This is a genomic window from Flavobacterium anseongense (assembly GCF_021608185.1).
In the GTDB taxonomy this organism is placed as follows: domain Bacteria; phylum Bacteroidota; class Bacteroidia; order Flavobacteriales; family Flavobacteriaceae; genus Flavobacterium; species Flavobacterium anseongense.
Map to the genome: position 1 here is coordinate 96,853 of NZ_JAKIHN010000002.1, position 24,664 is coordinate 121,516.

At 35.1% G+C, this 24,664-nt stretch carries 19 protein-coding genes; 11 read left to right on the plus strand and 8 right to left on the minus strand.

The genetic code is table 11. The features are described from left to right. Positions 1-91: 91 nt before the first annotated feature. On the plus strand, positions 92-1,120 hold the full coding sequence (locus L1S35_RS03510) for a quinone-dependent dihydroorotate dehydrogenase (protein WP_236396666.1): 1,029 nt from the start codon (positions 92-94) through the stop codon (positions 1,118-1,120). A gap of 111 nt (positions 1,121-1,231) precedes the next feature. Beyond that, complete coding sequence (locus tag L1S35_RS03515) at positions 1,232-2,098, plus strand: hydroxymethylglutaryl-CoA lyase (RefSeq protein ID WP_236396668.1); 867 nt, start codon at positions 1,232-1,234, stop codon at positions 2,096-2,098. Here the strand turns inward: L1S35_RS03515 and L1S35_RS03520 are convergent. Then, positions 2,092-4,593, minus strand: coding sequence for a cation-translocating P-type ATPase (locus tag L1S35_RS03520; protein WP_236396670.1), 2,502 nt, complete (start codon positions 4,591-4,593; stop codon positions 2,092-2,094). The genes L1S35_RS03515 and L1S35_RS03520 overlap by 7 nt on opposite strands. Positions 4,594-4,706: 113 nt before the next feature. Between L1S35_RS03520 and guaB the strand changes: the two genes are divergently transcribed. The 3 genes from guaB (at position 4,707) to L1S35_RS03535 (ending at position 8,982) form a co-directional block, all read left to right on the plus strand. Beyond that, positions 4,707-6,179 carry an IMP dehydrogenase gene (gene guaB, locus L1S35_RS03525; RefSeq protein WP_236396672.1) on the plus strand — a complete coding sequence of 491 codons (1,473 nt, stop codon included), beginning with the start codon at positions 4,707-4,709 and terminating at the stop codon, positions 6,177-6,179. A gap of 269 nt (positions 6,180-6,448) precedes the next feature. Beyond that, the gene (locus tag L1S35_RS03530) at positions 6,449-7,774 is read left to right on the plus strand and encodes an ammonium transporter (protein ID WP_236396674.1); all 1,326 of its coding nucleotides are present in this window, start codon (positions 6,449-6,451) and stop codon (positions 7,772-7,774) included. A 137-nt stretch (positions 7,775-7,911) separates the two neighbouring features. Beyond that, on the plus strand, positions 7,912-8,982 hold the full coding sequence (locus tag L1S35_RS03535) for an outer membrane beta-barrel protein (protein WP_236396676.1): 1,071 nt from the start codon (positions 7,912-7,914) through the stop codon (positions 8,980-8,982). A 53-nt stretch (positions 8,983-9,035) separates the two neighbouring features. On the opposite strand, the gene purB is transcribed toward L1S35_RS03535, so the two are convergent. Both purB and L1S35_RS03545 read right to left on the minus strand, forming a co-directional pair. Then, positions 9,036-10,379: an adenylosuccinate lyase gene (purB, locus tag L1S35_RS03540; protein WP_236396678.1), complete on the minus strand. Its 1,344-nt coding sequence runs from the start codon at positions 10,377-10,379 to the stop codon at positions 9,036-9,038. Positions 10,380-10,554: 175 nt separating this feature from the next. Further along, entirely contained in the window at positions 10,555-11,274 is a 720-nt protein-coding gene (locus L1S35_RS03545; RefSeq protein WP_236396679.1) for an SIR2 family NAD-dependent protein deacylase, read from the minus strand. 54 nt (positions 11,275-11,328) lie between these two features. On the opposite strand from L1S35_RS03545, the gene L1S35_RS03550 reads away from it, so the two are divergent. Next, the gene (locus L1S35_RS03550; RefSeq protein ID WP_236396681.1) at positions 11,329-12,606 is read left to right on the plus strand and encodes a hypothetical protein; all 1,278 of its coding nucleotides are present in this window, start codon (positions 11,329-11,331) and stop codon (positions 12,604-12,606) included. Between the two features lie 11 nt (positions 12,607-12,617). Continuing rightward, entirely contained in the window at positions 12,618-13,277 is a 660-nt protein-coding gene (locus L1S35_RS03555; protein WP_236396683.1) for a TrmH family RNA methyltransferase, read from the plus strand. 30 nt (positions 13,278-13,307) lie between these two features. Here the strand turns inward: L1S35_RS03555 and L1S35_RS03560 are convergent, their stop codons facing one another. The 3 genes from L1S35_RS03560 to L1S35_RS03570 form a co-directional block, all read right to left on the minus strand. Further along, a complete protein-coding gene (locus L1S35_RS03560) occupies positions 13,308-14,075 on the minus strand; it encodes a carboxypeptidase-like regulatory domain-containing protein (RefSeq protein ID WP_236396685.1) in 768 nt (255 codons plus the stop codon). A gap of 234 nt (positions 14,076-14,309) precedes the next feature. Beyond that, complete coding sequence (locus tag L1S35_RS03565; RefSeq protein ID WP_236396686.1) at positions 14,310-16,256, minus strand: DEAD/DEAH box helicase; 1,947 nt, start codon at positions 16,254-16,256, stop codon at positions 14,310-14,312. Positions 16,257-16,539: 283 nt separating this feature from the next. Continuing rightward, entirely contained in the window at positions 16,540-17,109 is a 570-nt protein-coding gene (locus L1S35_RS03570; protein WP_236396689.1) for a non-canonical purine NTP diphosphatase, read from the minus strand. A 135-nt stretch (positions 17,110-17,244) separates the two neighbouring features. Between L1S35_RS03570 and L1S35_RS03575 the strand changes: the two genes are divergently transcribed. Both L1S35_RS03575 and capB read left to right on the plus strand, forming a co-directional pair. After that, positions 17,245-19,629: a hybrid sensor histidine kinase/response regulator gene (locus tag L1S35_RS03575; protein ID WP_236396691.1), complete on the plus strand. Its 2,385-nt coding sequence runs from the start codon at positions 17,245-17,247 to the stop codon at positions 19,627-19,629. A gap of 107 nt (positions 19,630-19,736) precedes the next feature. Next, on the plus strand, positions 19,737-20,996 hold the full coding sequence (gene capB / locus L1S35_RS03580) for a cysteate-C-fatty acyltransferase (protein WP_236396692.1): 1,260 nt from the start codon (positions 19,737-19,739) through the stop codon (positions 20,994-20,996). Positions 20,997-21,043: 47 nt separating this feature from the next. Here the strand turns inward: capB and L1S35_RS03585 are convergent, their stop codons facing one another. Then, the gene (locus L1S35_RS03585) at positions 21,044-21,616 is read right to left on the minus strand and encodes a sigma-70 family RNA polymerase sigma factor (RefSeq protein WP_236396694.1); all 573 of its coding nucleotides are present in this window, start codon (positions 21,614-21,616) and stop codon (positions 21,044-21,046) included. A gap of 309 nt (positions 21,617-21,925) precedes the next feature. Next, the gene (locus L1S35_RS03590; RefSeq protein WP_236396696.1) at positions 21,926-22,432 is read right to left on the minus strand and encodes a hypothetical protein; all 507 of its coding nucleotides are present in this window, start codon (positions 22,430-22,432) and stop codon (positions 21,926-21,928) included. Positions 22,433-22,546: 114 nt separating this feature from the next. On the opposite strand from L1S35_RS03590, the gene L1S35_RS03595 reads away from it, so the two are divergent. Next, on the plus strand, positions 22,547-22,693 hold the full coding sequence (locus L1S35_RS03595; RefSeq protein ID WP_236396698.1) for a hypothetical protein: 147 nt from the start codon (positions 22,547-22,549) through the stop codon (positions 22,691-22,693). A gap of 71 nt (positions 22,694-22,764) precedes the next feature. Continuing rightward, a complete protein-coding gene (locus tag L1S35_RS03600; protein WP_236396700.1) occupies positions 22,765-24,636 on the plus strand; it encodes a mucoidy inhibitor MuiA family protein in 1,872 nt (623 codons plus the stop codon). Positions 24,637-24,664: the final 28 nt, after the last annotated feature.

A 24,664-nucleotide genomic window follows, 5' to 3' on the forward strand; every position in this document is an offset into this window, starting at 1 on the left:
GCGTTTATCTGGTTATTTGAAAACAATTTTTTAACCAAATAACCGAATTACCAAATAACCGAATTATCTTTGCGCAACAACAACACTACTCATGTACAAACTACTCATTCGTCCCATTTTATTTTGGTTTGACCCGGAAGAAGTCCATTATTTTTCCTTTAGTTTTATCAAATTTATTTCAAAAATTCCTTTTGTTCCTGCCATTCTAAAATCGATTTACGAAGTCAAAGACAGCCGTTTAGAACGAGAGGTCTTTGGATTGAAATTTAAAAATCCTGTGGGCTTGGCTGCCGGATTTGACAAAGATGCTAAATGTTATCAGGAACTTTTCAACTTTGGCTTTGGTTTTATAGAAATCGGAACCTTGACACCGAAACCGCAAGATGGGAATCCAAAAAAGCGTTTGTTTCGTTTAAAATCAAATAGCGCAATCATCAATAGAATGGGCTTCAATAATGGTGGCGTTGATGCAGCGGTGAATCGATTAAAGAAAAACAAAGGCGTTCTTATAGGAGGAAATATTGGAAAAAATAAGCTTACGCCAAATGAAGATGCGACTGCTGATTATCTGATTTGCTTTGATACTTTATTTGATTACGTCGATTATTTTGTGGTAAATGTAAGCTCTCCAAACACACCAAATCTTCGTGAACTTCAGGAAAAAGAACCACTGACAAATCTCTTGCAAGATTTGCAAAATGCAAATTCCAAAAAACAAATTCCAAAACCAATTCTGCTAAAAATTGCACCAGATTTGACGGATGAGCAATTATTGGATATTATCGATATTGTAAATGAAACCAAGATTGGCGGCGTAATTGCAACCAATACTACAATCTCAAGAGAAGGATTGCAATCGGAAAATAGTCCCCAAGTTTTAAAAGAAGCAGGTGGATTATCCGGAAAGCCATTAACAAAACGTTCGACAGAAGTTATTCGTTTTCTTTCAGAGAAAAGCAACAAAGCTTTTCCAATCATTGGCGTTGGCGGAATTCATTCGGCTGAAGATGCAATTGAAAAGCTTGAAGCCGGAGCTTCTTTAGTACAATTGTACACCGGATTTATTTATGAAGGACCGAAATTGGTTTCCGATATCAACAAAGCTATATTAAGGTACTGAGGCGCTAAGGTGCTAAGGCTCTAAAAAAGCAAAAAAACCTTAGTCCCTTAACTTCTCAACAACTCTTTTTAAAAAAACTTAGTACCTTAGTTCCTCAGAACCTCAGAACCTTTGAAAGAAAAAATCAAAATAATAGAATGTCCACGTGATGCCATGCAAGGCATTAAAGATTTTATTCCAACTGAAAGGAAAGTGGCATACATTCAGTCTTTGCTTCGCGTTGGATTTGACACGATTGATTTCGGAAGTTTTGTTTCTCCAAAAGCGATTCCACAAATGCAGGATACTGCTGAAGTTTTAGCGCGATTAGATTTATCGCAAACACAAAGTAAATTATTAGCAATTATTGCCAATACACAAGGTGCTCAAATTGCTTCAACACATAAGGAAATTCAGTATTTAGGTTTTCCGTTTTCGATTTCAGAGAACTTTCAAATGCGAAATACACACAAAACCATTGCGGAAAGTTTAATCACACTGCAAGAGATTTTAAACATTGCTGACGCTTCCAATAAAGAAGTTGTAACCTATATTTCAATGGGATTCGGAAATCCGTATGGTGATCCCTGGAATGTTGAAATTGTAGGCGAATGGACTGAAAAACTGGCGACTATGGGTGTTAAAATTCTATCGCTTTCAGATACTGTTGGAAGTTCGACGCCAGATGTGATTACTTATTTGTTTTCGAATTTAATTCCGAAATATCCTCACATCGAGTTTGGTGCGCATTTACACACTACTCCGGACAAATGGCACGAAAAAATTGACGCAGCCTATAAAGCAGGTTGTGTTCGATTTGACGGAGCCATTCAGGGTTTTGGTGGTTGCCCAATGGCAAAGGATGATTTGACTGGAAATATGCCAACCGAGAAACTCCTATCCTATTTTACTGCACAAAAGGTAAATACCAACACAAGTCCGATGAGTTTTGAAAGTGCTTATAATGAAGCCACGAAGATTTTTACAGAGTTTCATTGATGCTTTTTCCTTTTGAAAAATTTATAAATTTCAATCCACATTACAGCTACAAATCCAACCAAAACACTTAACCCAATTTGAGTTATATCTACTTTTTCAAATAAGAAGAATTTTGAAAAAACAGGAACAAATAATAGTAGCGATGTGATACTTATTGTGATTCCGATAATCATCAAAACCAAATTGTTTTTATATCTAATGGTTGTTAAAACAGAATAATAAAAAGAGCGGTTCTCCAAGGTCAAAAAGATATTAGACGCTATTAGAGTTAGAAAAATAGTAGTTCTGGTATATGATTCAGAATAACCGCTATCAACACAATAGTAATATACTAAAAGTAATCCTAAAGTAATGACTAATCCTTGAATAATACTAATCGTTATTTCTTTTAAATTGAAAAAAGTAGTTGTTAAAGGCCTTGGTTTTTGGAGCATTAAGTTTCGTTCCATTGGTTCATTTTCATAAATCACTGAGCACGTTGGCCCCATAATTATCTCTAAAAAGATGATGTGAACCGGCGTAAAAATGTTCGGATAAATCCATCCTAACGCCAACGGAATAAAGACGATAAGAATAATTGGAATATGAATCGAAATAATATACTGAATAGCTTTTTTGAGATTAATATAAATCTTTCTTCCCATAGCAATCGCATCAATCATTTTACTAAAATCATCTTCAATTAAAATCAGGTTAGCGGCTTGCTTAGCAATTTCGGTTCCTTTTTTACCCATGGCAATTCCGATATGCGACGATTTTAAAGCTGGTCCATCATTCACACCATCACCAGTCATAGCTACAATTTGACCGCTATCTTTTAGTGCCTGAATAATTTTGAGTTTTGCATCGGGAAACATTCGTGTGAAAATAGCTGTTTCCATGACTTTTGCTTTTAGAGTAGCTTCATCCATTGCCATCAATTCATCTCCGTTAAGTACTTTATCAGCATCTTTAAAACCTATTTGTTGGGCAATCGTAGAAGTTGTCGCTGCATTATCACCAGTAACAATTTTGACTTGAATACCTGCTTTATAAAAAGTTTCAAATACTTCCTGAATGTTAGCCTTTGGCGGATCATAAAAGGCTACTAATCCTTTAAAGCTGAATTTAAATTCCTGCTGTGTTTTTGGAAACTCTTTGCCTGAAAAATCGGCTATTCCAATACCTAAAACCCGATATCCTTCTTTAGCCATGGCTTCCATAGCTGTCAAAACTTGCTTTTTTTCTTTATCAGATAAATTACTGACTTCAATTAAGGCTTCGGGCGCACCTTTAGCTGCTAAAATTCTTTTTCCTTTGTTATCTTCAAAAACATGAGTCATCATTGGCGGCTTTCCACTTAATGGATATTCATGAATTAGTTTAAAATTTGGACGTTCATCAACCGATTCTAATTTGGCGTAGGCTTCATGAACTGCAATTTCCATAGCGTCAAACGGAATGGGTTCACTAGACCACATGGCATAACTCAAGACTTCTTCGGCTTCTGTATTTAGTTTTTCATTGGTATCAAATATAGCATTGGAATCGAAAACATAGAGTTGCGCCAAACTCATTTTGTTCTCTGTTATCGTTCCTGTTTTGTCTGTACAAATTACCGTAGCGCTTCCAAGCGTTTCCACCGTTTTGGTTTGCTTAGTGATTATGCCCATCTTCATCAAACGCCAGGCTCCTAAGGCCATAAAAGTGGTAAATGCCACAGGAATCTCTTCAGGAATAACACTCATTGCAATAGTTAGTGCTTTTAATAAGCTGTCTAAAACACTATTTGAATGATAATAATTTAATACCCAAACAATTCCGAAAATAACCAATCCGATGATGGACATCTTCTTGACAAAGTTGGTAATCTGTAGCTGTAAAGGTGTTTTTTCTTCTTCTATAGATTCAAGACTTTTCCCAATTTTACCCAGACTGGTTTGATTACCAATAGCGGTAACTTCACAAATCGCCAGACCTGTAGCAACAATAGTTCCCTGGAATACTTGCTTGATTTCTGACGATTCACTTTTAAAGACCGATAAGGATTCACCCGTCAAAATAGCTTCATTTACCGAAAAGTCATTCGATTGTATAATAACTGCATCGGCCGGAATAAAAGTACCTTCTTCCACCTGAATACTATCCCCTACTACAATCTCTTCACTCAATATTTCAATCACTTCACCATTTCGGATGACTTTACTTTTGGGCTGGGATAATTTCTTTAATGCATCTATAGCATTTCTGCTTCTGGCCTCCTGGAATAATGAAATAGCAGCAACTAATAGAATAGCTGTTGTCATAAAAATACCATCTCCGTAATCTCCGGTAATATAATAGATACTGGCTGCAGCAACCAAAAGAAGAAACATCGGTTCTTTTACCATTTCAAGTATTGAAATCAGCAAATGATTTTTATGTTGATGTTCTAAAGAATTTGAACCATTTTTTTTTCTTGAGGCAATAACTTCATCATTTGAAAGTCCTTTGATAAGCTTATGATTTTCCTGCATTATAATGAATTGAGTTATATCTACTAAGTTAGATATTTTAGATGAATTAAACTGTCTTATTTACATAAAGATTACTATATTTGCATGCAATTTAACTACAACTACAAATTGCAATGAAAGCACACACAACAAAAATCGTTGGAGAAGGTCTTACTTACGACGATGTATTGCTCATCCCAAATTATTCCGAAGTTTTACCGCGTGAAGTTAGTATTCAATCGAAGTTTTCGAGAAATATTACTTTAAATGTTCCTATTGTTTCTGCCGCGATGGACACCGTTACCGAGAGTTCAATGGCAATTGCAATGGCACAGGAAGGTGGCATTGGTGTTTTGCACAAAAACATGACAATCGAACAACAGGCTGCCAAAGTCAGAAAAGTTAAACGTGCTGAAGCCGGAATGATTATCGACCCGGTTACATTACCATTAACAGCTACCGTTGGCGATGCTAAAATGGCAATGAAAGAATTTGGCATTGGCGGAATTCCGGTCGTAGATGAAAAAGGAATTTTAAAAGGAATTGCAACCAACAGAGATTTGCGTTTCGAAAAAATAAATTCCCGTTCTATATTAGAAGTAATGACTTCAGAAAACCTGGTAACCGCTGCCGAAGGAACAACATTACAGGAAGCCGAAGGAATTCTGCAAAAAAATAAAATTGAAAAACTTCCGGTTGTTGATGATAATTTTAAACTTATCGGATTAATTACTTTTAGAGATATAACTAAGCTTACTCAAAAGCCTATTGCGAACAAAGACAGATTTGGTCGTTTGCGTGTCGCGGCTGCTTTAGGCGTTACTGCCGATGCTTTGGAGAGAGCAACTGCTTTAGTTAACGCCGGAGTTGATGCTGTAATTATTGATACCGCTCACGGACATACGCAAGGTGTTGTAACAGTTTTAAAAGAAGTAAAAGCTAAATTTCCAAATCTTGATGTAGTTGTTGGAAATATTGCAACAGCAGAAGCGGCATTATATTTAGTACAAAATGGTGCCGATGCAGTTAAAGTCGGAATTGGTCCAGGTTCAATTTGTACCACCCGAGTTGTTGCCGGAGTTGGATTTCCACAATTTTCAGCAGTTTTAGAAGTTGCTGCAGCATTAAGAGGAACCGGAGTTCCTGTAATTGCTGATGGTGGAATTAGATATACTGGCGATATTCCAAAAGCGATTGCAGCTGGTGCTGATAGTGTAATGCTAGGTTCGCTTTTAGCCGGAACAAAAGAATCTCCGGGAGAAACTATAATCTTTGAAGGAAGAAAATTCAAGTCCTATCGCGGAATGGGTTCTGTTGAAGCCATGCAGGAAGGTTCAAAAGACAGATACTTCCAAGATGTTGAAGACGATATTAAAAAATTAGTTCCCGAAGGAATTGTTGGCCGCGTCCCTTATAAAGGTGAATTAAACGAAAGCATGCAGCAATTTGTGGGTGGACTTCGTGCCGGAATGGGTTATTGTGGTTCAAAGGATATTCCAACGCTACAGGAAACCGGGCGTTTTGTTAGAATAACAACAAGTGGCATTGGCGAAAGCCATCCACATAATGTTACGATTACCAAAGAAGCTCCCAATTATTCGAGATAAAATTAGCCATTAGGCATAAAAGTGAAAAGGCATCAGATTAATTTCTGATGCCTTTTTTTCATTATTAACTATTTAAGTAAAAAAAATATGATTTTTTAAAATGAGGATTATTAAATTCTAAAAATATTTTATTTTATATGAATACCCTATAATTTTTAGGGTTATATTTAATAATTTAATAAAAATTAACTTTTTATATATAAAAATTTGGGGGTTACAATAATTTATTAATAGTTTTAGCAAATAATTAACATTAAAACAACATATTTATGAGAAAAATTATTTTAAGTGTAATTCTGATCACGATTTTAGTACTATCTGTTTTTTCAATTTATTTATTTCCTGAAGGGACAACATTAGGTGCTCACGTAGTTAATTTAAAATTAGATACTGGAGACACAGCTTGGATGCTTTGCGCAACGGGACTTGTATTGTTAATGACCCCAGGACTTGGTTTCTTTTATGGGGGAATGGTTGGTAAGAAAAATGTAATTAGTACAGTACTACAAAGCTTTATAGCAATGGTAATTGTAACTGTACTTTGGGTTGTAGTTGGATTTGGAATGTGTTTTGGACCTTCAATAGGAGGTTTTATTGGAGATCCTTCTCATAACTTATTTTTTCAAGGAGTAAGTGCTAATACAGCATGGGAATTAGCTCCAACAATTCCTTTTATATTGTTTGCTTTGTTTCAGGCAAAATTTGCTATAATAACACCTGCCTTAATAACAGGAGCTTTTGCAGAACGCGTGCGTTTCTGGGCTTATATGTTATTTATGGTTTTATTCATACTGTTTATTTATTCTCCATTATGCCATATGACTTGGCATCCTGACGGAATCTTTTTTGGATGGGGAGTATTAGATTTTGCAGGAGGAACTGTAGTACACATGAGTGCCGGTTGGGCTGCTCTTGCAGGAGCTATGTTTTTAGGAAAAAGAAAAGTGCAAAAAGCAAATCCTGCGCGTATCACTTATGTATTATTAGGAACTGGCTTATTGTGGTTCGGTTGGTTTGGTTTCAATGCAGGTTCTGCTGTTGGATCAGGAAGCCTTGCAGCTCAAGCTCTTGGAACAACTACTGTAGCCGCTGCCGCTGCCGCAATGGGTTGGGTATTCCTTGATAAAATCTTAGGCCACAAACTTTCTGCAATGGGAGCTTGTATCGGTGCCGTTGTTGGATTGGTAGCCATTACTCCAGCTGCAGGTTTTGTGTCAATTCCTTCTGCTCTTGCTATTGGTTTTATAGCTAGTATTGTAAGTAACTTTGTGGTTAGTAAATTTCCAAAAGGTAAAATCGATGATGCATTAGATGTATTTGCTTGTCATGGTGTTGGCGGTATGGTTGGTATGCTTTTAACTGGTGTATTTGCCTCAAAATCTGTTAATGCAATTGTTGGTGACAATCAAGGTTTAATATATGGTGATGCTACTTTGTTTTTTATACAATTGAAAGCTTTAGTACTAGTATCTATATTTGCCTTTGTGGTTTCGTATGCTCTTTTCTTTATCGTTAATAAAATAACACCTTTACGTGTAACTGAAGAAAAAGAAGAATTAGGACTAGACATCACACAACACGGAGAATTCCTCTAAATAAATTATTTAAAATCAAGCTCATTTACTGAAAATATTTTCAACAACATCTTTTTGCCCCAGATGTTGTTGATGGTATTTTCTATTGTCTAAATCTAAATAAAAATATTACTAACTAACATTAAAAAGAACAACACATGAAAACAATTACAACAACTTTAAAAAAGAATTTTCTTCAAATAGCTGGTTTTTGCCTATTGGCAATGTATTCTGCAAATGCACAAGAAGCTAAAGAAATAATACCTGGAACTACATTCGCAGGTTCAGCCGATTTCTATTATAAATATGACTTTGCAGAAGTTGATAACAGTTATACCAGCTTTACCCATTCTCACGATTCCTATGAAATTGGTATGGCTTCGATTGAAGCTTCTCACAAATTAGGAAAAGCATCAATATTTGTTGATTTAGGTTTTGGTTCAAGAGCAAGTGAATTTACATACAACGATGCTGCCAATACTTTCATGATTAAACAAATGTATATTACTTATGATTTTACGCCTAGTTTTAAAGTAACTGCCGGTAGTTTCGGAACTCATATCGGATACGAATTACTAGATGCAGTTGATAACAAAAACTACAGTATGTCTTATGCTTTTACAAACGGACCATTCTTCAACACAGGAGTTAAAGCTCAATATACCTCCGGAAAATATAGCTTTATGGCCGGAATTACAAACCCAACCGATTTTAAAACTGCTAGTGAGGCAGGATCTAAAAATAAAACTTTTATTGGTCAAATCGGTTATGTTGCAGACAAAGGTAGTGCTTACCTGAATTTCACTTCAGGAAGTGCTAATCCTGCATCAGATAAAAACAAAACTCAATTTGATTTTGTTGGCAGTAGAAAGTTAAATGATAAATTAACTTTGGGTTTCAATGGTACTTATGCAATGGTTGAGGATGACTTTGATAGTGATCTGGATGCTAATTGGTTTTCACTTGTAGGTTATGTAAACTATGCCTTGAAAGGTAAATGGAGTGTGGCTTATAGATTAGAGTATTTTGATGATAAAGATGGTGCTATTTATGGAGCAATGCCAAGCATCATAGGCAATACTTTATCATTTAACTATAAAGAAGGTAACTTTACTTTTATTCCGGAAGTTAGATTTGATTCATCATCAGAAGATATTTTCAGCAAAAAAGATGGTACTGCAACAGGTTCTTCTGCTTTTATTTTATTAGCAACAACTTATTCTTTTTAAACCAAAACAACACTAATTATAAAGGCATAAGTTTAATTACTTATGCCTTTTAATTATATCCCAGTATAATTACTTGGAGTAATTTGAAGTAATTCAGCTTTGATTGTATCTGAAACTTCTAATGTTCCTATAAAATCGTGAATTGCTTTTTTATCAATAACCGAATTAGTTCTGGTCAAGCCTTTCAAAGCTTCATACGGATTTGGATATCCTTCTCTTCTTAAAATAGTCTGAATCGCTTCGGCAACAACGGCCCAGTTTTTCTCTAAATCTTCGGCGAATTTTGATTCGTTTAATAACAATTTATTCAAACCTTTTAAAGTTGCTTCAAAAGCAATTAAAGTATGTCCTATTGGAACGCCAATATTTCTTAAAACCGTACTATCAGTAAGATCACGCTGCAATCTTGAGATTGGCAATTTTGCCGAAAGGTGTTCAAATATAGCATTGGCAATTCCCAAATTTCCTTCAGAGTTTTCGAAATCAATTGGGTTTACTTTATGTGGCATCGCCGATGAACCTATTTCTCCTTCTTTGATTTTCTGCTTAAAATAATCCATAGAAACATACGTCCAAATGTCTCTGTCTAAATCGATGACAATATTATTTATTCTTTTCAATGCATCAAAAAATGCAGCGAAATGATCATAATGCTCTATTTGCGTAGTTGGAAAAGAATGTTGCAAACCAAGCGTATCTTCCACGAAAGTGGTACCAAATTGCTTCCAGTCTACATTTGGATAAGCCACATGATGCGCATTAAAATTTCCGGTAGCACCACCAAACTTAGCCGCAAACGGAATATTAAACAACAAACGCATCTGCTCTTCCAAACGCTCTACAAAAACTAAAATCTCTTTTCCTAAACGTGTTGGCGAAGCAGGCTGACCGTGAGTTCTGGCCAACATCGGAATATCATTCCACTCCATCGACAGTTCTTTCAACTTTGCCACTAAGGCTATTAATGACTTCAAATACACTTCCTGAAAAGCTTCTTTTGTAGATAACGGAATCGCTGTATTATTAATATCCTGCGAGGTTAAACCAAAATGAATAAACTCTTTGTATTGTGATAATCCTAAAGCTTCAAACTTCTCTTTAATGAAATATTCTACCGCTTTTACATCATGGTTAGTGATTTTCTCAGTGTCTTTTATCCATTGCGCATCTTCGGCAGTGAAGTTTTTATAGAGGTTACGCAGGCTGTCAAAAACGGTTGGGTTTACTCCTTTTAGCTGTGGCAAATTGGCTTCGCATAAAGCAATGAAGTACTCTACTTCTACCAAAACACGGTATTTGATTAAAGCTTCTTCAGAAAAATAATTGGAAAGTGATTTGGTTTTACTTCGATATCTTCCGTCTATTGGTGAAACGGCGTTTAATGGTGTTAGTGACATGTGTTGTGTTGTTTATTCTGAATTCATTTCAGAATCTTGTTTGTTGTGCAAAAATAAGGAATAGTGTTCAGTGTTCGGTAATTAGTATTCAGTTTTTTTAGGAGCAGAACCATTCTCTTTCTAAGAATATTCACTCCCGCTTTCCGCGCTACATGGTAGCTAGCTCCTATCGGGGCTAACGACTACGTTTTGCTAATCTCTCCAACAATCTTTCCCTTAAAAAAGGAATTCCTTCAGTAGCATTCATCTCAATAATTTCTAAAGGATTTTGCAAATTGTTGATGCTTGCCGGTCTTGGGTCAATGTAAAAAACCTGAGCTTTTGGATTCGCATAATGCATCAAACTTGCTGCCGGATAAACTTGAAGTGATGTGCCAATTACAGCTACATAATCTGCTTGTTCTGTGATATAAACCGCTTCCTCTAAAGCCGGAACCATTTCGCCAAACCAAACAATATGCGGACGCAGTTGATGCCCTTTGTCATCAACATCGCCAATTAACAAATCATCTTTCCAATCTAAAATATACTCTTCTCCCGAAGCTTCGGGATTAGTGCTGCGTACTTTTAATAATTCGCCATGTAAATGTAAAACTTTAGAACTTCCCGCTTGTTCGTGAAGATTATCTACATTCTGCGTGATAATATGAACATCAAAATCTTTTTCCAATTCAGCTAAAACGATGTGCCCTTTATTTGGTTTAACTTCCTGCAATTGTCTTCTGCGTTGGTTATAGAAATCTAAAACCAATGCAGTGTTTCTATGCCAACCTTCGGGCGATGCAACATCCATCACATTATGACCTTCCCAAAGTCCATCAGCATCACGGAAAGTTTTGAAACCACTTTCAGCAGAAATTCCGGCACCGGTTAGAACTACTAGTTTCTTTTTCATACATTTTTTTTCTTAAAATTACACTATTTACTACTTTTACCAAAACCACAATTTATGAAACAGATCAAAAAAATATTCTTTCGGTTTTTCTTTCTTTACTTTTTTCTAATCATTACGCCATGGTTTTGGCTTGCATATATACCAGGCATAAACTACGTAACTGAATTTTACGCAAAAGGAATGCAGTGGATTGTTTTCAAATTTAATGATTGGTTTTTGCATGTAAAACCAAAATTAAATATTGAGGGTAATGGAAGTGGAGACACCTCTTATGCCTGGGCCGAATTTTATACCATCATTATACTTTCACTGGCAATTGCTGTTATTTGGGCAGTATTAAATAAAAAAGAAAAAGAATCCAGAGCACTCGAGTATTGGCTGCATAATTTAATTCGGTACAACCTTATCATGGTTGCTTTCAGTTATGGAATTATCAAGTTGTTCGGATTACAAATGCCTTTTCCAAACCTGAGTCAGTTGGCAACACCTTTGGGTGATTTTCTCCCAATGCGATTCAGTTGGATGTTTATTGGTTACTCTCAGCCTTACCAATTCTTTTCGGGCTTGATGGAAGTTATTGTTGGACTTTTATTGCTTTACAGAAGAACCATTCCGCTTGGACTGATTATTGGTCTTGGAGTTTTCATTAATGTATTCGCAATGAATATGTGCTATGATATTCCGGTTAAATTGTATTCAATGCAGATTGTTATTTGCTGTTTCTTTTTATTGGCAATTGACAGTAGAAAGTACCTTAATTTCTTTATTCTCAATAAGCCAACGATTCCAACAACAGGATATGATTACCACTTTAACAAGAGATGGCAACGAATTGGACGCATCGTTTTAAAAACTGTATTTATACTGTTGCTTGTTGGCTTAAACCTTTACCAATGCATAGACTGGTATGAAAAAACACATGCACAGGAAACAAGCGTTATTCCACATGGAATTTACAACATTAAAACATTTAAAAAGAACAATCAGATTATTGAAATTGATGCTAATGATACCTTGGCTTGGAAAGATTTTATATTTGATAAAGGAAAACTTGGCAGCATCAAAACAGCAGACACAACTTTTATGAACAAATATGGTAGAGCCTATTTTATCTATGAAACGGTTAAGGCCAAACAAATGATACACTTCAAGGAAGGAATGTCAGATACTGTTCCGCTTTTTAAGATGAAATATAAACTAATAACTAAAAATAACCTTCAGTTAGAAGGAGTTTTCAAAAAAGATACTTTGTTCTATGAACTTGTAAAACATGATAAAAAGTTCCCGTTAGCCGAAAAGCAGTTTCACTGGATATCAGAGGCTAATAGATAAACAATTCAAGTATGACAGACCTAGACTACCTAACCTATCTCGAAGGATTTTTAACCGACAACCGCAAAGAGCGCTTTGAAACTGTATTGGCAAACAGAACCAATCATTTCACGATAGCTGTAGAAGATGTGTTTCAGTTTCACAATACGAGTGCCGTGATGCGCAGCTGCGAGGTTTTTGGAATTCAGGAACTTAATATCGTTGAGCAACGTTTCGGCAAAAACATCGATAAAGAAATTGCCATGGGCGCACAAAAATGGGTAGATATTAATAAGTTTGACACAATTTCTGATTGCATCCAAACCTTAAAGAACAAAGGCTATCAAATCATTGCTACCACACCACATAACGATTCATGTTTGCTTCACGAGTTTGATGTAACTAAAAAAAGTGCTTTGTTTTTTGGCACCGAAAAAGAAGGATTATCAGAAGAAGTAATGAGTCAGGCGGATGGTTATTTAAAAATTCCAATGGTTGGTTTTACGGAAAGTTTAAATATATCCGTTTCTGCAGCAATTATAATTCAGGACATCACTACTCGCCTACGCCAATCTGATGTAAACTGGCAATTATCAGAAGAAGAGTTACTGGAAAAACGTTTAGCCTGGGCAAGAAATAGCATTAAGGATATTAAGCGGATTGAAGCGAGGTATTATTCAGAAAAAAGCTAACAGCTGACAGCTATTAGCTAAAAGTCTTCACTATTTCTTCTTCAACACCTTATATTGCTCATAGCATTCGCTAATCGCATCCATAATCTGTAAATCGTTTGCAGTTTTGATAAACTCTTCTGAATAGCTGCAACGCGTTAAGATTTCGGCAATTTCTTTTTTATCGATACCAAGAAGCACACCAAGGGTTTCTCTGTCAAACTTAGATTCCAACAGATTTCTAACGGTATCATCCTTTTTCATCTGCTTAAGTTTCTTGAGCTCATTGGACTTCTTACCAAAGAAATTATAGAGCATGTCCGCAGGATTGAAAATAGAACCCAAAACTCTCGTAAAAGCTCCGGGAGAAGTATCTCCTGTTTCGTAACCTTGTGGCAAACCGGAAATACTGTAACGGTAGTTTTCTTTATCCGGAATAAGTTTTGAATCGATTTCAAGATAACCGGTTAAGTCATATTTCTTGACAATAACTTCTTCCAAAGCGATGGCTTTTTCTGTTAGCAATAATTTGGCTTCACCGTTTTTAAGCCAGTCATTGGTTACTCTTACCCTCAAAGATTGATAACCCAGCAAAGAAATGTGCAGCGTATCATTGACACTTACTTCCAATTCGAAGTAGCCTTTTACATTTGTCGTAACACCTTTTACTTTGTTTATATTAATAACATTTACATTGGAAATTGGCAACAACGTATTATCGTTAATGATAGTTCCTGTAACTTTTTGCGCCGTCTGATTAACTTGCGAGATGCCAGTAAAGGGAAGTATAAATAAAAGTAGAATTGTAAAATATCTCATAGCTAATTTTGATGGTTTAAAAGTATGAAACTCTTTTAAGAAATGGTAACGTTTAATGGCAGAATTAGAACAAAATTAACAAAAGGGTGAAATTCCAAATGTCAAATCCCAAATTCCAAATAAAAATCAAAGTGTAAAATTTCAAAAAACAAAAACTCCGTCATTACATTAGTAAAACGGAGTTATAGATTTCCCAATTGGAATTTGGAATTTTATTTTTGAAATTTAAAAGCGTTAGCTTTTCCTCGGTCTTCTGCTTTTAGCTGCTTCAAATGAGCGACCTGCTGGTCTGTCATTGTTTTCAGAAGAACGTCTTGGTGCTCTTTCTTCTCTTTGAAAAGAACCTGGTGCTCTTTTTGGAGCGGCGCTATCACGATTAAAACCGCCTTCTCTTCTTGGTCTGTCAGAACGTTCACCTCTTGGCGCATCGTTTCTGTCGCTTCTGAATCCGCCTTCTTTTCTTGGGCCAAAACTTCCACCAGAACTTCTTCTTTCTCCACCAGAATTTCTATCACCTCTGAAACCGCCAGAACTTCTTCCGTTGTGGTCACGTCTTTCGCGACTTCCACCATCGTTTTTAGAAATCTCTACATTGATACGTCTTCCATTCATATCATATCCGTTAAGGATTGACATTACTTTTTCGGTATGCTCACCATCCGTATTAAAGAAAGAGAAACCTTCTTTTACATCGACTTTAAATACGTCATCCCGACCTAAATCCAATGTTTCTTTCAAGAAATCTTTCAATTGCATCCAATCGAAATCGTCACGCGCACCAATGTTTACGAAATAACGAACTGGATCTCCGGCTCTGATTTCTCTTGGCTCTGAACTTCTTTCACTTCTTTGTCCACCATCACCAGATAAATCGCGTTTCTTTTTATAGTATTCGATAAATCTGTTGAATTCTACAGAAACCATTTTCTTGATTAATTCTTCTTTTGATAAACCATCAAGAACTTCGTTGATTGCCGGTAAATAGTTGTCTATTTCGTGGTCAACTTCGGTATCTTTAATTTTATTAGCTAAGTGTAATAATTGGATTTCGCAGATTTCAATTCCACTTGGAATCGTTTTCTCCTGGAATTTTTGCTGGATGATTCTTTCGATAGAAGAAATTTTACGCAACTCACTTTTTGTGATGATTACGATAGAAGTTCCTAATTTCCCGGCTCTTCCAGTTCTTCCTGAACGGTGATTGTAAGTTTCAATTTCATCAGGCAATTGATAGTTTACTACGTGTGTAATATTATCAACATCAATTCCACGAGCCGCAACATCAGTAGCTACAAGCATTTGAATTTGACGGCCACGGAACGATTTCATAACACCATCACGTTGCGCCTGAGACAAATCTCCGTGCAATGCTGCAGCACTGTATCCGTCTTCAATTAATTTCTCAGCAACCGCTTGTGTATCACGTTTTGTTCTACAGAAAACTACAGAGAAGATATCCGGATTAGCATCAGCCAATCTTTTCAAAGCTTCGTAACGATCACGAGCATTCACACAGTAAAATTCGTGTGAAACTGTAGCCGAACCTGAGTTTTTGTGTCCAACAGTAATCTCAACTGGGTCAGCCATAAATTTCTTAGCAATACGCGCTACTTCCGCAGGCATTGTTGCTGAGAATAACCATGTTTTTTTCTCATCCGGAGTATCCGATAATATCGAAACGATATCGTCATAAAAACCCATGTTTAACATCTCATCTGCTTCGTCAAGAATACAGTAACTGATGTTTTTAATGTTTACAAGACCACGATTAATCATGTCCTGCATTCTACCCGGAGTTGCCACAATTACTTGTGCTCCGCGTTTAATCTCTCTGGCCTGTTCAGTAATGCTTGCACCACCATAAACTGCCACTGTATGTAAACCCTTTACATATTTTGAGTATTGTTTAATCTCGTTGGTGATTTGTAAACAAAGCTCACGCGTTGGGGATAAAATTAACGCTTGAGTACTTCTGTCTTCAGCATCAATTTTTTGAATCAGCGGAAAACCAAAAGCTGCCGTTTTCCCTGTACCTGTTTGTGCTAAAGCTACTAAGTCTGTGTTTTGTTCCAATAAAACTGGAATAGCCTTTTCCTGCACTTCTGACGGATTCTCAAATCCTAGATCCTTGATCGCCAGCAGTAACGACTCATTCAGACCTAATTGTTCAAATTTATTCATATTGTATTTTAAATTGGGTGCAAAGGTAGTCTTTAATAACCATAAAAACTAATTTGTTATTTATTGATAATTAATTAGTTACGATTTATTAAAAGTACTAACAGGAGTTGCAGAGTTACAAAGCAGCAAAGTGACAAAGTTTTTAATAAAATTAGAAGCGGAAATTCTGTCTTTTTTTCACTATTGTTCCCGCTATCCGCGCTACATGGTAGCCAGCTACTATCGGGGCTAATTAATACGTTTTTCTTACTTTGGAACTTTGATACTCTGCAACTTTGCAACTTTAAGATAAAAAATCAACCAACTGTTTCACCGCCAATCCACGATGACTAATCTTAGATTTTTCCTCTATCGTCAACTCAGCAAACGTTTTTGTATAACCATCGGCAACAAAAATTGGATCGTAACCAAATCCATTGGTTCCTATTTTTTCTTCAATAATTTTACCTTTAATGATTCCTGTAAATAAGGTTTGCTTTCCGTTAAGATTTAAAGCAATTACCGTTTTGAATTGTGCTACGCGATTCGAAGTGTCTTTTAAATTCAATAATAATTTATCCATATTATCATTGGCACCTTTTTGTTCACCTGCATAACGAGCGGAATAAACGCCGGGTTCACCGTTCAAAGCTTCTACTTCCAAACCGGTATCATCTGCAAAACAATTGTATCCATATTTTTCGGTAACATAATTGGCTTTGAGAATAGCATTACCTTCAATTGTATCAGCAGTTTCGGGAATTTCTTCAAAGCAGCCAATATCTTCCAAACTCAAAATCTGAATTGAAGTCGGAAGTAACAATTGAATTTCTTTTATTTTATTTTGATTGTTGGAAGCGAATACAAGTTGCATAGCGATGCATTTATTTTGATGAATACAAAGATGAAAAGAATATTGCTTTTTTCAATATTTTTTATTTTTTAAGAATTGTTTAAACCATAACTGCTTTATATTCGTAAATAATACAACCAAAGAAACTAACACAACATGCAAACCAATACCACACTTTTAGCATGTAATAGATACTTATGCCTGATAGGCATTTTTCTGTTATTCTGTACAAATGCATCTTCTCAATTTCTTTTAAAAAAAGGAAACCAATCCGAAAATATAACCATTCATTCTAAAGTTGAATATGTAGATGTAGGGCAAGTCGATGTAACTTTTGACCAAATCAGGAATATCAAAGCCTTTCATTTCGTTCCAATGAAGAATGAAAATCAGGACTTTGGCTTTACAAACCATAACTATTGGCTGCGCTTTCAGCTTAAGAATACCACAGATGAAGAACTGATATATTTCTTTGAAACGGCAAGACCAATCACCGACTTAGCTGAATTGTATGTCATAAAGAGCAATAATCAGGTTACAAAATACATTAGCGGTGATGCAATTCCGTATTCACAAAGAAGTTTTGATCATAGAAAAACGATTTTCAAAATTACTTTGTCGCCACAAGAACAACAGCAGTTTTATTTACATATTAAAAGTGATGGTGAAATGCTTTCTATGCCAATGGTATTGCATAGTTTACAACATTTATTAGAAATCACTTCGTTTGAACAGTTTGTGTTTGGTTTCTTTTACGGAATCTTAATCATTGCTGCTATTTTATATCTGTTCTTTTTCTTTGCCATGCGTGACAAAACTTTCTTGTATTACAGTATGTATGTCGTTTTTATAGGTTTGCTGCAATTTTCTATTGATGGTTATTTTTATGAATTTGTTACGCCACAATCGGGCTGGTTTTCTTTACATGCCGTAATTATTTTTGCCTGTATTGCCAATTTCTTTTTAGGTCGTTATGCTCAGGTTTTCTTAAAAATAAAAGAATACAATCGTTTTATAAACAATGCTTTTTATGTTTTATATGGATTAGATTTACTGTTGTTTTTGTCTTTATTCTTTATTCCGAAAGCACTCGAATACTCCTATCCTATTGCCAATGGATTGGGATTAATTTTACTGTTACTAATCATTACATCAGTGGCAATTATTTACATCCGTACAAAAAAACTTGATCGTTTCTTTGCAACAGGTATATTCTTTCTCATTTGTGGTTTTGTAGTTTTTATTCTCAAAAACTTTAGCATACTACCTCTTAGCTTTTGGACAGAAAATGGGTCTAAACTAGGCACTGGAATGGAAGTAATTTTCCTTTCACTTTCGATGGCAAACTTAATTCGGAATCTAAAAGACGAACGTGAAGAATTGCAAACTGTGGCGCTTCAAAAATCAGAAGAAATGAACGAATTAAAGTCGTATTTCTTATCCAATATAAGTCATGAATTACGAACACCTTTGAATGCGATTTTGAATACAGCCAAAACAATGGCGAATGATTCAAAAGACGAGCAAATACAAAACGGTAGTCAAATTATAAAGTATTCAACCTATAGTTTATTAAATTCCGTTAATGATATTCTGGACTTCTCAAAAATTGAAAAAGATGAAATAAAACTGGAAATTTCGGAGTTTGATTTGGTAAAAACTGTAGAGCATATGGCCAATAATTTTACTAGTGAAGCTAAGGATAAAGGCTTAGAATTTACTTTCATCAAAGGAGAAGATTTGCCACAAATGGTTAAAGGCGATGTTGCCAGACTGAGCCAAATACTGCAAAACATTTTAAGTAATGCACTCAAATTTACCAAAGAAGGATTTGTCAAATTTAAGTTAGAAGCCAAAAAAGAAAAAGACAACAAAGTGCAAATCACCTTTACGGTAAGTGATACCGGCGTTGGAATTTCTAAAGAAAAAATAAACAGCATTTTCGATTCGTTTTCACAGGACAGCATTACCAACAAACGAAAATTTGGTGGCTTAGGACTTGGACTCTATATCGTAAAACATCTGGTAAATCTGCAAAATGGCAAGATTAAAGTCGATAGCACCACTGGCTTGGGAACGGTTGTTACTATCAATTTGACTTATGAAAATATTGAAGTCAAAAAAGAAATTGAAGTAAGCGTTGCAACTAATGATTATGATTTAAACGGAAAATCTATTTTGGTTGTTGAAGACAATGCGATGAACCAAATGGTGATTAAAATGATTACCAAAAAATGGCTCAATACAACAGTTGAATTTGCCAATAACGGACAAGAAGGTATCCAAAAATTAATGGAAAATCATTACGATATCATCCTAATGGATTTACAAATGCCAATCATGGATGGTTATGAAGCCACAATTGCCATCCGAAATGGTGAAGCTGGCGAAGAAAAGAAATCTATTCCAATTATCGCCTTAACTGCCGACGTTATGGAAAGCACCAAAGAACGCGTTATCGAAATTGGCATGAACAAATACTTATCAAAACCTGTTGATAAAGACACTTTATTTGAAATTATTAAACTATTGGTCAGCTAAATCCACACTGGTTTTTCAACATTTTATGGTTTACAAGTTTCTAATTATAATGATTAGGAGTAAACTAAATTTATAATTACTTTTGCCACGTAAAACACAAAGTGATTATGGTAAAAGATTTATTCGAAAGAATACAAAACAATAAAGGTCCATTAGGAAAATGGGCATCTCAAGCCGAAGGATATTATGTTTTCCCAAAACTGGAAGGAGAACTTGGTCCAAGAATGACATTCCACGGAAAAAATATTTTAAACTGGAGTCTTAATGACTATTTAGGATTAGCAAATCATCCTGAAGTGCGTCAGGCAGATACTGATGCTGCTATTAAATATGGTGCAGCTTATCCAATGGGTGCTCGTATGATGTCTGGTCACACTGACGCTCACGAACAATTAGAAAAAGAATTAGCCGCTTTCGTAATGAAAGAATCAGCATACTTATTAAACTTTGGTTATCAAGGGATAATGTCAGCTATTGATGCTTTGGTTACCAAAAATGATATTATAGTTTACGATGTTGATGCTCATGCCTGCATCATTGATGGTGTACGTCTTCACATGGGAAAACGTTTTACCTACAAACACAACGATTTGGAAAGCATGGAGAAGAATCTTCAACGTGCTACTAAAATGGCTACTGAAACAGGTGGTGGAATTTTATTCATTACCGAAGGTGTTTTCGGAATGCGTGGCCAACAAGGAAAGCTGAAAGAAATTGTAGAGATGAAAAAGAAATACAATTTCCGACTTTTAGTTGATGATGCTCATGGTTTTGGAACATTAGGAAAAACTGGTGCAGGTGCCGGAGAAGAACAAGGTTGTCAGGATGGAATTGACGTTTACTTCTCAACATTTGCCAAATCAATGGCAAGCATTGGGGCATTCCTTGCAGCAGATAAAGATGTTATTGATTATTTAAAATACAATTTGCGTTCACAAATGTTTGCCAAAGCATTACCGATGATACAAACTGTTGGAGCTTTGAAAAGATTACAGTTGTTGCGGGACAATCCCGGATTGAAAGACAAGCTTTGGGAAAACGTAAACGCTTTGCAAAACGGATTAAAGGCACACGGATTTAATATTGGAGATACCAACACTTGTGTAACTCCTGTTTATCTTGAAGGTTCAATTCCTGAAGCGATGGTTATGGTAAACGACTTAAGAGAAAACTATGGCATTTTCTTGTCGATTGTGGTTTATCCTGTTATTCCAAAAGGAATTATCTTATTGAGAATGATTCCGACAGCTTCACACACTTTAGCTGATATAGAAGAAACACTTGTAGCATTCGATGCCATCCGCGAAAAATTAGTAAACGGAACATATGCAAAATTGGCACAAGCCAATGTTGAAGATATGGCATAATAAGCTGAGATTATAAAATAAATGCCATCTTTTTAAGATGGCATTTTTTATTTACAGAGTTTGCAATCTGCTTTTTCCTGATGTTCACCAACCAAGTACCCTTCTTTGTTAAGTTTATATTGGCAACAATCCATAAATCCTTGCTGTAACAACTTTCGGCCGCGCTGAATTCGAGATTTAGCACCTGATAAAGTTATGCCTAATAATTTAGCAACTTCCGATTGCTTTTTGCCCTTGATCTCGCTAAGTAACAAAGGTTCTCTATACTTTTCGGGCAAGTTTTTAATCATGGGAAGCAGACAACTTTTAGCGGAATGTATTTCTTCATCTAATGAAAAATCATCAGCAATATCTTCAATTGGAAACGGAATTGACTTCTTGTTTAAGAAATTCATTAAAGTGTTGTGAGCTATTGTAAAAACCCATGATTTTATACTTTCTTTCTTTTGTAACGTTGCTATATTGAGATGTATTTTGATAAAGATTTCCTGTAGCACATCGTTGGTAGTGTCCACATCTTTAATCTGACTAAATATATAGCGTTCCAAATCCTTGGCATATGTTTCCCAAAGTGATTCAGAAGTAAAAACCGTAGTTGATAAAGCAATATCTTTTTTCATATCAATACTAAAAAACAACCTTATCACTCAAAAGAGATAAGGCTGTTTATTAATTAACAAGAGCAATTAGTACAAGTACAATTTTCACAATTACAGTTGGTACAATTTCCATCTTGACATGATACACATTGACAAGTGCAGGTTTCATTCGTTTTCATGATTATATGTTTTTTAATGTTATACCCATTAGACCTGAGAAACATAAAAAAGACGCAGAAAAATTGAATTATTTTTTTCTCTATCAAAGTTACGGCTATTATAGCAATAAAAAAAGCGGACCTAAATCCGCTTTTTGAATATCTATTTGAATTATTTATTCAGCACTTTAATTTTTGATTCGTCAATATGAAATGCTTTTGCAACAGCATCGTAATCAGAATAATCTATGCCTTTTTTATTTGAAAAATAACCCGGAACAATTACAATTCTGAAAGTTTGATTCGTTATGTAACTTGACGTTAAAGTCAAATCATAAGTTCCGCCGGCATATATCGTAAAGTCTTCTTTGCTGAAATCAAAATCGTAATCCAACTCTCCTTCATCCAAGTATAAAGTTCTTGGAATTAATTGCCAGATTGGAGTACTCGAATCGATTGTTCCTGACAATCTATAAATGAGAATTACATCTGAAGGATAAATTTGAGGGTTTAATACTTGATAAATTGAATAACTGTTTCCTCCGTCAAAACCAAAATTAATATTTCTAAGTTCAAATACTTCACTAATGGTATCGTTATCAACATTGTCGTCATTTGTGCTGCAACTTCCTAGCGTTATCATCCCGATAAAAGCTAAAACTAAAGTAAATTTTTTCATGGTGTTTATATTTTTAGATGACCTGTCTGCCGACAGGCAGGTTAATGATTTTTCTAACTCCTTTCATTAATTATGCCAAAAATTTAATTTAACAAAAATTTGTATTTTTAGCACATGGGAAGGAACAATGCCAAAAATATAAAAGCACATAACGATAAGCTTCACAAATCGCAAGATAAGGAAAAAGCTAAGAAAGTAGCTCGTGAAGAAAAACTTAAAGCTATTGTGAAAAAGTTTAATGAGGATAAATCTAACTCTTAAGAATGCTGAAATCTGTACCATTTGTTTTATATCTTTGAGCTTATCGAGACAAACTAATTATCACAACACTGATGAAAAAAATCATTTTATTCCTTTTATGTACTACTTCGATTTATGTTTCTGCTACCGAAATTAAAGCAAAAGCAACACCTAAAGAAGTCATTGTTTATACCAATGGAGCACAAATCACTTCGGATGTTTCTGTAACTATTCCAAAAGGAGCTAATATCCTCAGAATTACTGATGTTTCTCAATTTATAAGTCAAAATACTATACAAATCAGTGGATTAAAAGATGTTTCAATACTATCCATTGCTTATGAAGTAGTGTCATATCCGAAAAAAATATTGTCAGATAAAATCAAAACGCTTCAATCAGAAATCAATGCCAAACTAAGGGAAATAGCTGTTTTGCAAAGCAGTATTAATGGTCTCGATGAAGAAGAGTCGTTACTTTCACTCAATAAGAATTTAGGCAGTAGTCAACAAGCCGTTGGAATGGACAAATTGCTTTTGCATTCCAAACATTACAGAGAACGTATTCCTATTATCAAAATGGAAAAGTATGATACCAACAAGAAAATTGCAGCATTAGATACTGACGTAAAACTCATGCAGCAGGAATTGCAAAAAATGATGGGTAATTCTAACGAAACCAAAGGTGAGATAATTATAAAATTAGACAATCCCAATGAAGCCGTTGCGCTGGATTTGATTCTGAAATATACTGTTTCAGGTGCTGGCTGGGTTCCCTCTTATGAAATTAAGGCCAAGAATTCAAAAGATGCTTTGCAATTTGCTTATAAAGCACAGGTTTACCAAAATACCGGTGAGGATTGGAATAACGTAAAACTTATTTTGTCAACAGGTAATCCTACTGTTAATAACGACAAACCACAATTAGATCCTCAATATTTAAACTTTATTAATACTTATAACTACAATGCCGGAGCTGCGCTAACAAAACAAAATTTTATTTATAACCCAATGGTTAAAGTAGTTTCAGGTGTGGTTACAGATAAAGGCGGTCCAATACCCGGCGTTAATGTTATGGTAAAGGGAACCAACATTGGCACTCAAACTGATTTTGACGGCAGATACACTCTTAAAATAGAAAACGGAAAAGAATTAGTTTATTCGTTTGTTGGTATGGAAAACGCTGTGCTTCCCATATACAGCAATACTATGAATGTTGCTATGAAAGACAGTAGTGTTGCATTACAGGAAGTTGTAGTTGTTGGTTATGGCTCTACAAGAAAATCTGATATTGAATCAGACGATAACGAAGTAAAATCAGAAGAAATCACAACAGGTTCTGGTGACGAGAAAGAAATTATAATGAATACCGTAACTTTTAAAATTAAAAAAAATTATTCTATTCCATCGGTTGATACTCCATCTATAATAGAAATTGACAACTTTAGTATGCCAGCTGAATTTGAATATTTCTCAGCTCCAATACTAAGCGAAAATGTATTCTTAACTGCCAAAGTAAAAGACTGGAACAAATACGATTTGCTACCGGGTGATGCAAGTATTTATACCGAAGGAAGTTATGCCGGGACAACATTTATCAATCCATATCAAACAGAAGAAGAATTGATAATATCGATGGGAATTGACAGTAATCTGATTATTGAGCGTAAACAAATCAACAATCTAAAAGACAAATCATTTTTGGGAAGCACCAGAATTATTGACCGCAACTACGAAATCACTTTGCGTAATAATAAATCGACTGATGCCACTGTTAGAATCTATGACCGAATCCCTATAAGCCAAAACAAAGAGATAAAAGTAGAAAAAGAAAACACTGATAGTGCTGAGTATGATGAAAAAACAGGGATTTTATATTGGCCTATAACAATTACACCAAAGCAAGTAATCAAAAAGCAATTGGGCTATCAGGTAAAATATCCTAAGAATAAGAAAATAAATTTGTAACAAAAAACCTCACATCACTGTGAGGTTT

Bases quoted from the DNA above. Each gene is read 5' to 3' on its own strand.
- L1S35_RS03590 (WP_236396696.1), bottom strand. From the start codon at position 22,432: ATGAAAAAATTTACTTTAGTTTTAGCTTTTATCGGGATGATAACGCTA.
- L1S35_RS03585 (WP_236396694.1), bottom strand. From the start codon at position 21,616: ATGAAAAAAGATATTGCTTTATCAACTACGGTTTTTACTTCTGAATCA.
- L1S35_RS03575 (WP_236396691.1), top strand. From the start codon at position 17,245: ATGCAAACCAATACCACACTTTTAGCATGTAATAGATACTTATGCCTG.
- purB (WP_236396678.1), bottom strand. From the start codon at position 10,379: ATGTCACTAACACCATTAAACGCCGTTTCACCAATAGACGGAAGATAT.
- L1S35_RS03510 (WP_236396666.1), top strand. From the start codon at position 92: ATGTACAAACTACTCATTCGTCCCATTTTATTTTGGTTTGACCCGGAA.
- L1S35_RS03565 (WP_236396686.1), bottom strand. From the start codon at position 16,256: ATGAATAAATTTGAACAATTAGGTCTGAATGAGTCGTTACTGCTGGCG.
- L1S35_RS03530 (WP_236396674.1), top strand. From the start codon at position 6,449: ATGAGAAAAATTATTTTAAGTGTAATTCTGATCACGATTTTAGTACTA.
- L1S35_RS03545 (WP_236396679.1), bottom strand. From the start codon at position 11,274: ATGAAAAAGAAACTAGTAGTTCTAACCGGTGCCGGAATTTCTGCTGAA.
- L1S35_RS03595 (WP_236396698.1), top strand. From the start codon at position 22,547: ATGGGAAGGAACAATGCCAAAAATATAAAAGCACATAACGATAAGCTT.
- L1S35_RS03550 (WP_236396681.1), top strand. From the start codon at position 11,329: ATGAAACAGATCAAAAAAATATTCTTTCGGTTTTTCTTTCTTTACTTT.
- L1S35_RS03600 (WP_236396700.1), top strand. From the start codon at position 22,765: ATGAAAAAAATCATTTTATTCCTTTTATGTACTACTTCGATTTATGTT.
- guaB (WP_236396672.1), top strand. From the start codon at position 4,707: ATGAAAGCACACACAACAAAAATCGTTGGAGAAGGTCTTACTTACGAC.
- L1S35_RS03535 (WP_236396676.1), top strand. From the start codon at position 7,912: ATGAAAACAATTACAACAACTTTAAAAAAGAATTTTCTTCAAATAGCT.
- L1S35_RS03570 (WP_236396689.1), bottom strand. From the start codon at position 17,109: ATGCAACTTGTATTCGCTTCCAACAATCAAAATAAAATAAAAGAAATT.
- L1S35_RS03560 (WP_236396685.1), bottom strand. From the start codon at position 14,075: ATGAGATATTTTACAATTCTACTTTTATTTATACTTCCCTTTACTGGC.
- L1S35_RS03555 (WP_236396683.1), top strand. From the start codon at position 12,618: ATGACAGACCTAGACTACCTAACCTATCTCGAAGGATTTTTAACCGAC.
- capB (WP_236396692.1), top strand. From the start codon at position 19,737: ATGGTAAAAGATTTATTCGAAAGAATACAAAACAATAAAGGTCCATTA.
- L1S35_RS03520 (WP_236396670.1), bottom strand. From the start codon at position 4,593: ATGCAGGAAAATCATAAGCTTATCAAAGGACTTTCAAATGATGAAGTT.